The sequence below is a fragment of the Acidisoma sp. genome, from assembly GCF_035492295.1.
GTDB lineage: Bacteria > Pseudomonadota > Alphaproteobacteria > Acetobacterales > Acetobacteraceae > Acidisoma.
Window position 1 is genome coordinate 1 of sequence record NZ_DATJJK010000218.1, and the last position, 8320, is coordinate 8320.

General features: G+C 65.9%; 10 protein-coding genes. 8 read left to right on the forward strand and 2 right to left on the reverse strand.

From position 1 onward, the window contains the following. Positions 1 to 82 precede the first annotated feature (82 nt). Entirely contained in the window at positions 83 to 568 is a 486-nt protein-coding gene (locus tag VL752_RS16510; RefSeq protein WP_325356954.1) for a YbaK/EbsC family protein, read from the reverse strand. A gap of 183 nt (positions 569 to 751) precedes the next feature. On the opposite strand from VL752_RS16510, the gene VL752_RS16515 reads away from it, so the two are divergent. Genes VL752_RS16515 through phnE form a run of 3 tightly spaced genes read left to right on the forward strand, consistent with a single transcriptional unit; the run spans position 752 to position 3239 of the window. Further along, positions 752 to 1660 (forward strand): phosphate/phosphite/phosphonate ABC transporter substrate-binding protein, encoded by a 909-nt coding sequence (locus VL752_RS16515; RefSeq protein WP_325356955.1) that lies wholly within the window; start codon positions 752 to 754, stop codon positions 1658 to 1660. Beyond that, positions 1657 to 2424, forward strand: coding sequence for a phosphonate ABC transporter ATP-binding protein (locus VL752_RS16520; protein ID WP_325356956.1), 768 nt, complete (start codon positions 1657 to 1659; stop codon positions 2422 to 2424). The genes VL752_RS16515 and VL752_RS16520 overlap by 4 nt, the downstream gene beginning before the upstream one ends. Next, positions 2421 to 3239, forward strand: coding sequence for a phosphonate ABC transporter, permease protein PhnE (gene phnE, locus VL752_RS16525; RefSeq protein ID WP_325356957.1), 819 nt, complete (start codon positions 2421 to 2423; stop codon positions 3237 to 3239). Before VL752_RS16520 ends, phnE begins: the two co-directional genes overlap by 4 nt. Before the next feature lie 10 nt (positions 3240 to 3249). On the opposite strand, the gene VL752_RS16530 is transcribed toward phnE, so the two are convergent. Next, positions 3250 to 4386 (reverse strand): alpha-D-ribose 1-methylphosphonate 5-triphosphate diphosphatase, encoded by a 1137-nt coding sequence (locus VL752_RS16530; RefSeq protein ID WP_325356958.1) that lies wholly within the window; start codon positions 4384 to 4386, stop codon positions 3250 to 3252. A 102-nt stretch (positions 4387 to 4488) separates the two neighbouring features. Between VL752_RS16530 and phnG the strand changes: the two genes are divergently transcribed. From phnG to phnK, 5 genes are read left to right on the forward strand one after another with little or no spacing between them, the layout of a single operon-like run. Further along, a complete protein-coding gene (gene phnG, locus VL752_RS16535; protein WP_325356959.1) occupies positions 4489 to 4950 on the forward strand; it encodes a phosphonate C-P lyase system protein PhnG in 462 nt (153 codons plus the stop codon). Then, positions 4947 to 5519, forward strand: coding sequence for a phosphonate C-P lyase system protein PhnH (phnH, locus tag VL752_RS16540; RefSeq protein ID WP_325356960.1), 573 nt, complete (start codon positions 4947 to 4949; stop codon positions 5517 to 5519). The genes phnG and phnH overlap by 4 nt, the downstream gene beginning before the upstream one ends. 3 nt (positions 5520 to 5522) lie before the next feature. Beyond that, on the forward strand, positions 5523 to 6623 hold the full coding sequence (locus VL752_RS16545; RefSeq protein WP_325356961.1) for a carbon-phosphorus lyase complex subunit PhnI: 1101 nt from the start codon (positions 5523 to 5525) through the stop codon (positions 6621 to 6623). Next, on the forward strand, positions 6620 to 7465 hold the full coding sequence (locus VL752_RS16550) for an alpha-D-ribose 1-methylphosphonate 5-phosphate C-P-lyase PhnJ (RefSeq protein WP_325356962.1): 846 nt from the start codon (positions 6620 to 6622) through the stop codon (positions 7463 to 7465). The genes VL752_RS16545 and VL752_RS16550 overlap by 4 nt, the downstream gene beginning before the upstream one ends. After that, positions 7462 to 8235, forward strand: a complete 774-nt coding sequence (gene phnK, locus VL752_RS16555; RefSeq protein WP_325356963.1) for a phosphonate C-P lyase system protein PhnK — start codon at positions 7462 to 7464, stop codon at positions 8233 to 8235. Before VL752_RS16550 ends, phnK begins: the two co-directional genes overlap by 4 nt. The last annotated feature ends 85 nt before the right edge of the window (positions 8236 to 8320 follow it).

Consider the following 8320-nt stretch of genomic DNA (forward strand, 5'->3'; position numbering starts at 1 on the left):
CAATTCGCCCCAATCCCGCCGGTTGAGGCAGTCGATATAGCCTCGGTAGAGATCGGCCAGTTCGGCTCTTGTCATCTCATCCTCATGCGGACTGCACCGTTTCCACAACCTCCTGGCAGACATCCACCCATTCGCCGCCGACCAGCTCTGCCATGCGCCGCGGATTGATGCGCACCGCGCTATGGGTGGAACCCGCCGCCGGCACCACCTCGTCGAAGGCCTGCAGCGAAATATCACAATAGACAGGCAAGGGCTCAGCGAGGCCGAAAGGGCAGACGCCGCCCACGGGATGGCCGGTCACCCGCACCACCTCTTCCGCATCAAGCATGCGCGGCTTGCCGCCGAGCACAGCCTTGGCCTTGCGGTTGTCGAGCCGCGCATCGCCCCGCGCGACGAGCAACAGGTAACGCTCCCCTACCTTGAGGGACAGCGTCTTCGCGATCTGTGCCGGCAGCACGCCATGCCCTTCCGCCGCCTGAGCCACCGTCGCCGTGCTGTTTTCGAGCTCAATGACGGCGATATCGGGCGCTTTCTCCGCAAAGAAGGCACGCACGGAGTCGAGGCTCATCGGACTCTCCCTGGAGGCTGAAGCCCCACTATTCAGGCCCAGGGCAGAGGGCGCAACCGTGGCGGCCGGTCATCCGATATTCATCTAGATGTCAAAAGTCTCTCGGTCCTGCTGCGCTAGAGAGGGCGCGCCCGATCAAGCGGCAGGCAGAACGCCTGACGCCCAACCAAGGAACCCGTCCTCATGCGTAACCTGCTCCGAGGCTCTGCCTCGAAGGCGCTGTTCGGCTTCGCCACGCTGATCGCGACCAGTACCGGGGCGCTCGCCGCCAGTGCCTGCCCTCACGGCACCATCAAATATGGCGTCATCCCCTATGACGCTTCCGCCGCCTTCGTGCCGCTGTATCACCAGATCGCCCATATCATCAGCGAGAAGATGGGCTGCCCCGTCGATCTCGAGATCGGCACCAGCTACAATGCCACCATCGAGGCGATGCGCTCCGGCAAGATCGACGTCGCCGAGTTCGGTCCGCTGAGCTATGTCCTCGCGAACAAGATCGCGGGCGCCGAAGTCGTCGCGACCTACGCGGCGCCCGACGGGAAGCCCGACACCTATACCGCAAGCGTCGTGACCTGGCCCGGTTCCGGTATCACCACGCTGAAGGGCGTGGCCGGCCACACCTTCGCCTATTCCGATCCGGCGTCTACCTCCGGCCATCTCTTCCCGGCCTATGCGCTGAAGAACGTGGGCATCGATCCCGATCATGGCGTACGCGCCATCTATGCCGGCAGCCATACGGCGAGCTACGAAGCGCTGCTGCATCACAAGGTGGAAGCGGGCGAAATCAACAGCCCCGAGATCCTGTCCGCGCAGCGCGCCGGCATCTACAAGCCGTCGGATTTTGTGACGCTCTGGACCAGCCCGCCGATCCCGGATGATCCGATCACCGTGCGCTCCAACCTGCCGCCGGCCTTCAAGGCGAAGCTGACCGAGGTTCTGCAGACCCTCGACCTCAGCAGCATCCCGGCCTCGGAACTCAAGATCACCGGCCTCAAGGGCAAGGGTTACGTCGCTATCGACGACCACGCCTATGACGGCATCCGTAGCCTCGTCAGCGTGCTCCATCTCGACCTTGCCAAGATGGGGTCATGAGCCGACCGCTCATTGACGTCTCCTCTCTCGCCATGCGCTACCCCACGGGGCGCATGGCTTTGACGGAGGCGAACCTTACGCTCAGTGCCGGTGAACTCGTTGTCATTCTCGGCGCCAATGGCTGCGGCAAATCCACGTTGCTGCGCTGTATCGCGGGCATGCTGAAGCCGACCAGCGGCCAGATTCAGGTGGCCGGCAAGCCGATCAGCAGCCTGTCCGGCCGCGCGCTCGCGGATGCGCGCATGGCGCTCGGCATGGTCTTTCAGAACGCCAATCTCGTGAAGCGTCGCAGCGTTATTGCCAATGTCCTGGCCGGGACACTCGGCCGTCATCGCACCCTGGCGACCTCCCTCGGCTTCCTGCCGCAGGGCGAGCGCAGCTTCGCCGAAGCCTGCCTCGCGGAAGTGGGTCTGCAGAGCTTCGCGGCCCAGCGCGCCGGCACGCTTTCGGGTGGTCAGGCGCAGCGCGCTTCCGTCGCCCGCGCCCTCGCCCAGCGCCCGCTCGCCCTTCTCGCCGACGAGCCGGTGGCAAGCCTTGATCCGGAGGCCTCGGAAGAGTTGATGACGCTCCTCCGCCGCGTCGCGCATGAAGATGGGCTCGGCGTGCTTTGCGTATTGCATCAGCCCGATCTCGCCCGCCGCTACGCCGATCGCATCCTCGGGTTGAAAGACGGCCGCGTCCAATTCAATGACAAGCCCGCCGATGTCGCCGAAGTCGCCGTCGCCGCCCTCTATACAAAGACGCCGGAGCCTGTGGCCGCATGAACGGATTTGCGCTGAAGACCATGCCCTCCCCCGCCCCGCAGAAAGCAGAGCCGCGCCGTCGCCTGCATCCCCTCACCTTCGTGATCATTCTGTTCGGCGTAGCGCTATTTCTGCAATCCGCCATCGTTGTGCATGCAAGACCGCAGGATCTCATCACGGGCGCCGCCGGCATCGCCGATATCGTCAGCCGCTCCATGCCGCCCGATTTCGCGGGCCTGCCGGATGCGCTGTGGCCGGCGCTCGAGACGATCGACATGGGGCTCTTCGGCACGGCCATCGCGCTCATCTTCGCCCTGCCGCTGTCCCTCTTCGCTGCGCGCAACACCACGCCGGCCAAGCCCCTCTACTTTCTGGCGCGTGGCCTCATCGCGCTCGCCCGCGTCGTGCCCGATCTCGTCTGGGCGCTCATCTTCGTGGCGGCCGTCGGTCTCGGCCCCTTTCCCGGCGCACTCGCCATTGTCATCCATAGTCTCGGCATGATGGGCCGCCTTTTTGCGGAGACCATCGAGGATATCGACATGGGACCCGTGGAGGCGCTGACCATGACCGGCGCCTCGCGCCTGGCCGTCTTCACCCATGGCATCATCCCGACCGTCATTCCGTCCCTGCTGGGCATCACACTCTACCGATTGGACGAGAACATCCGCTCGTCGCTCATCCTCGGCTTCGTGGGCGCGGGCGGCATCGGCTTCCAGCTACTGACGGCGATGAACCTCTTCCAGTATCGTACCGTCTCGATGCTCCTCATCCTGACCTTCATCATCGTGGTCGGTGCCGAGCGCATCTCCGCTGCCTTGCGGCAGCGGATCGCGTAATGCGGCCGGTTCAATGGAGCCGCGCTGCCGCCTCGGCTGTGAGATAGGCAAGTTGCCCACCCGCGATGGTCGCGACCACGCGGGGGGCGGGGTCCGTCGCCACGAGGACAAGATCGGCGCGCAGCCCGGCGGCGATGCGCCCACGATCCGTGAGGCCCGCCGCCGCCGCCGGATTGGCCGAGATCAGCGGCCAGGCTTTCGCGAGCCCTTCCCTTCCCCCGAAGGCGAACCCCGCACGCAGAAGCGCGGGATAGAAATAGTCGCTGGTGAGAATGCGGCAGAGGCCGTCCTCCACCATGCTGGCGGCGGAGACCCAGCCCATATGGCTGCCGCCGCGCACCACGTTGGGGCTACCCATCAACACCCAATCCCCGGCCTCCGTCGCGGCCCGGGCCACCTCGGCATTCATCGGGAAGTCCGAGATGCGGGCGCCCATGGCGCGGAACTCCGTCCGCGCCTGCACGGTGGCGTCATCATGACTTGCCATCGGAATGCCGACCGCACCCGCGGCTTCGGCGATGCGGGCCACCGCCGCCGGCACCTCCCGCGCACGAGCGGCCACGGAGTCTGCGAGCCTGCGGAACGCCTCGACCTTCACGCCGGCACGGTCACTGTATTTCGCGCAGGCCGCTGGGTCGGCCATCTTCTTCAGGATGCTGGGCGTATGATCGTTGAAGGCGAGGAGATGAACCTGGCCTTCGGCGATGGCGCCAAGCGCCAGATCCAGCGCTTCGAGATTGAAGGCCTCCCAGCGCAGATGGACCCGCATGTCGCAGATGGCACGCGGCTTGTGCGCGGCCAGTTGCGCAAGCAGCGCGGAGAAAGCGCCCGCACTCCGCAGCCCCGGCTCCCAGGACAGGGTCACGCCATGGAAAGCGGTGGTAATGCCATTGGCGAGCAGCTGCGCCTCGGTTTCCGCCAGTGCCACATCCATGGGGAAGTCTACGCCGGGCCGTGGCTGCACCTGCCGCTCAAAGGCATCGCCATGCAAATCGACGATGCCGGGAAGCACAACGAGCCCTGCCGCATCGAAGCGGCGGCGGGCGCCCCCCGTCCCCTCCGCAATCAAGCCGTCTTCCGTGCGAACCGTGCCGTGCTGCAGACCGTCACTGCCCAGGACCGTGCCGCCGGTGATCTCGAGATCCACTGTTCCGCCTCTCTCTTTTTCCGTTGCCTGCGTGATGTCACGCGATTGCCGTTGACACTAGCGGCGCAGCGCCTAAAGTCTAGACGTCTAGATGAATTTCGGATGACGATGCCAAACACCGACATCACCAAACGCCGCCAGAGCTGGATGGCAACCCTTGCCCGGAGTGACCGGCAAGCGATCGAGGAGCGGCTTTCGGAAGCCGTTCCCCTGCCCGGTCACACGCGGCTTCGTGGACCGGAAGCCGGCCTCGTCATGGTGCGCGGCCGCGCGGGCGGTAGCGGCGCGCCCTTCAATCTGGGCGAAATGACCGTCACCCGCTGCAGCGTGCGCAATGAACAGGGACGCATCGGCCATGCCTATATCGCCGGGCGGGACGGGCGGAAGGCGGAACTCGCCGCCGCGCTCGACGCTGCCCTGCAGGACCCCGATTTTGGCACGCTTTTGGAGGAACGGGTCATCACCCCCCTCGCCAGTGCTTTGGCCGAAGCCGACACGAAAGTCGCGGCTGAAGCGGATGCCACTCGGGTCGATTTCTTCACCCTCGCGACAATGCGCTCATGACGATCGACAGACCCGGCTTCAACGATCCCGTGACGGAAGCGCAGAGCTGCTTCCGGCTGGTACTGCAGGCCATGTCCCGGCCAGGCAGTATCGTGACCCTCGGCCAAACGGTCGCGGCCCCGCCACTGGCGCCTGCCACGGCCTCCGTCCTGCTGACCCTCGTGGATGCCGAGGTCACGCTTTGGCTGGACGACAGTCTGGCCGCCAGCTGGGACTGGCTTGCCTTCCATGCCGGCGTCGTTCGCGCAACCCAGACGGAGCGCGCTGCCTTCCTTTGCGCGACCAGCCTGCCGCCGCTCGAACGCCTCAATCCTGGCACGGATGCGGACCCGGAATCGGGGGCGACCGTCATTCTGCAGGTGCCCGCGCTCGACGGTGGGCCGCGTCGCACCATCTACGGTCCCGGGCTGGAGGCGCCGCTCACCATTGCCCCGCAGGGGCTGCCCGCGAACTTCGTCAAGCAATGGCAGCGGAATCACGAGCGGTTCCCGCGCGGGGTCGATCTCCTGCTTTGCGCCGGCAACGCCGTCTGCGCCCTGCCGCGCAGCCTTCGCATCGGGGAGGGCTGAGACATGGCCTATGTTGCCGTCAAAGGGGGTGAGCGCGCGATCGACGCCGCCCACGACTGGCTTGCCCGCAACCGAAGGGGCCCGGTCTCGGTCGCGGAAGTCGGCACGGATCAGATTGCGACCCAGCTTGGCCGCGCGGTGGACCGGGTGATGGCCGAAGGCTCGTGCTACGATCCTGCCCTCGCCGCGCTCGCCATCAAACAAGCCCAGGGCGATCTGATCGAGGCAGCGTTCCTGCTCCGCGCCTATCGTACCACCCTGCCGCGCTTCGCGTCTTCGCTTCCGGTGGAAACCGGGGCGATGCACATCCGTCGCCGCATCTCGGCGATCTACAAGGACCTGCCAGGCGGCCAGATGCTGGGGCCGACCTACGACTACACCCATCGCCTGCTCGATTTCGCGCTGGAGGCGGAGAGCGACCTGCCACCCGCGCCTGCGCGGCCCGCGCCGGCGGCGATCGAACCCACTCCGCGCGTGCTCGATCTGCTGCGCGAAGAGGGGCTGATGGGTGCGGAAGAACCGGGCGGACACGCGCCACCCGGCGATCTCACGCGCGAACCGCTCGCCTTCCCCGCTGGGCGCGACTTGCGGCTGCAATCCCTCGCCCGTGGCGACGAAGGTTTTCTCCTCGCGCTCGGCTATTCCACCCAGCGCGGCTATGGCAACAACCATCCCTTCGTAGGCGAGATCCGGATGGGCGATGTGGCTGTGGAAATCGAACCGCCCGAACTCGGCTTTCCCATTGAGATCGGCCGCATCACGCTGACGGAATGCGAGATGGTCAATCAATTCGCGGGGTCGAAGACCGAGCCTCCGCAATTCACCCGCGGCTATGGTCTGACTTTCGGCCACGGTGAACGCAAGGCCATGGGCATGGCCCTGGTCGACCGCGCGCTGCGCGCGGCGGAATTGGGTGAGGATGTTACCGCGCCCGCGCAGGACATCGAATTCGTTTTGTCCCACAGCGACAATATCGAGGCCACGGGCTTTGTGGAGCACCTGAAGCTGCCGCACTACGTCGATTTTCAGAGTGAACTTGAAACGATCCGCACCATGCGCCGCACCGCGGAAGCCGCGACTCCCCAAGAAGGAGAGCCCGCATGAACGGCTATAACTTCGCCTATCTGGATGAGCCGACGAAGCGGATGATCCGCCGCGCCATCCTCAAGGCGGTCTCCATTCCCGGCCATCAGGTGCCCTTCGGTGCGCGGGAGATGCCGCTGCCCTATGGCTGGGGCACGGGTGGCATCCAGGTGACGGCGGCGATCCTCGGGCCCGAAGATGTGCTCAAGGTCATCGACCAGGGTGCCGACGACACTACGAATGCGGTTTCGATCCGTCGCTTCTTCGCCCGCACCGCTGGCGTTGAAACGACAACCCATACGGCAGAGGCCTCGGTCATCCAGACCCGCCACCGCATTCCGGAAATGCCTCTGCGGGCGGACCAGATTCTCGTCTATCAGGTGCCGCTGCCGGAACCCCTCGCCAAGCTCGAACCCAGCCGCGCGGAAACCCGGCAGATGCATGCGCTTGCCGATTACGGCCTCATGCATGTGAAACTCTACGAGGACATTGCGCGTTTCGGCCATGTCGCCATCTCCTACGACTATCCGGTGATGGTGAACGGCCGCTACCTGATGTCGCCGTCGCCGATACCGGCCTTCGATACGCCGAAGATGAACCGCATGGCGGCGCTGCAGCTCTTCGGCGCGGGCCGCGAGAAGCGCATCTATGCCGTGCCGCCCTTCACCACAGTCCGCCCGCTGGATTTCGAGGACCATCCCTTCAAGCTCGTCCGCGCGCCGCATGCCTGCACCCTCTGCGGTGCGAGGGACAGCTATCTCGACGAGGTGGTGACCGATGATCGCGGCGGCCGCATCTTCGTCTGCTCCGACACCGACTATTGCGAAGGCCGGCGCGACGCCGCTCCGGGAGAAGCCGCATGACCGTGCCCCTTCTCGAAGCGCATGAACTTGACTTGCGCTTCGGCGCCATTCGCGCACTGGACCGGGTAAATCTCAGCCTCTGGCCGGGCGAAGTGCTGGCCATTGTCGGGGAAAGCGGCTCCGGCAAGTCGAGCCTTTTGCACGTCCTTTCGGGCCAGGGCGCACCCGATGCCGGCCGGGTTCTCTACCGCGATCCTGCGGGCGCGCAGCATGATGTCCATGCCATGCCCGCCCCGCATCTGCGTGCGCTGCATCGCTCGGACTGGGGTTTCGTCCACCAAAACCCGCGCGACGCGCTGCGCATGACCGTATCCGCCGGTGGCAATGTCGGCGAACGCTTGATGGCGCAAGGTGCCCGCCATTATGGCGATATCCGCGAGATCGCGACGGACTGGCTGCGCCAAGTGGAGATCGACCCGTCGCGGATCGACGATCTGCCGCGCACCTTCTCCGGCGGCATGTTGCAGCGGCTGCAGATCGCCCGCACCTTGGCCACCCATCCGCGTCTGGTCTTCATGGACGAGCCGACCGGCGGGCTCGATGTCTCGGTCCAGGCGCGGCTGCTCGATCTCATCCGCTCGCTGGTTTCCCGCCTTGGCCTCGCGGTGCTGCTGGTGACCCACGATATCGCGGTCGCCCGCCTGCTCGCCGGCCGCATCATCGTCATGCGGCGCGGCCAGGTGGTGGAGACGGGCCTGACCGATCAGGTGCTGGACGATCCCCAGCATCCCTATACGCAGCTTCTCGTGAGTTCGGTTCTCCAGGCATGAGCAAGATCGTCCTTCAAACGGAAAACCTCGGCAAATCCTTCACCCTGCATCTGCAGGGGGGTGCGACCATGCCCGTGCTGGCGGG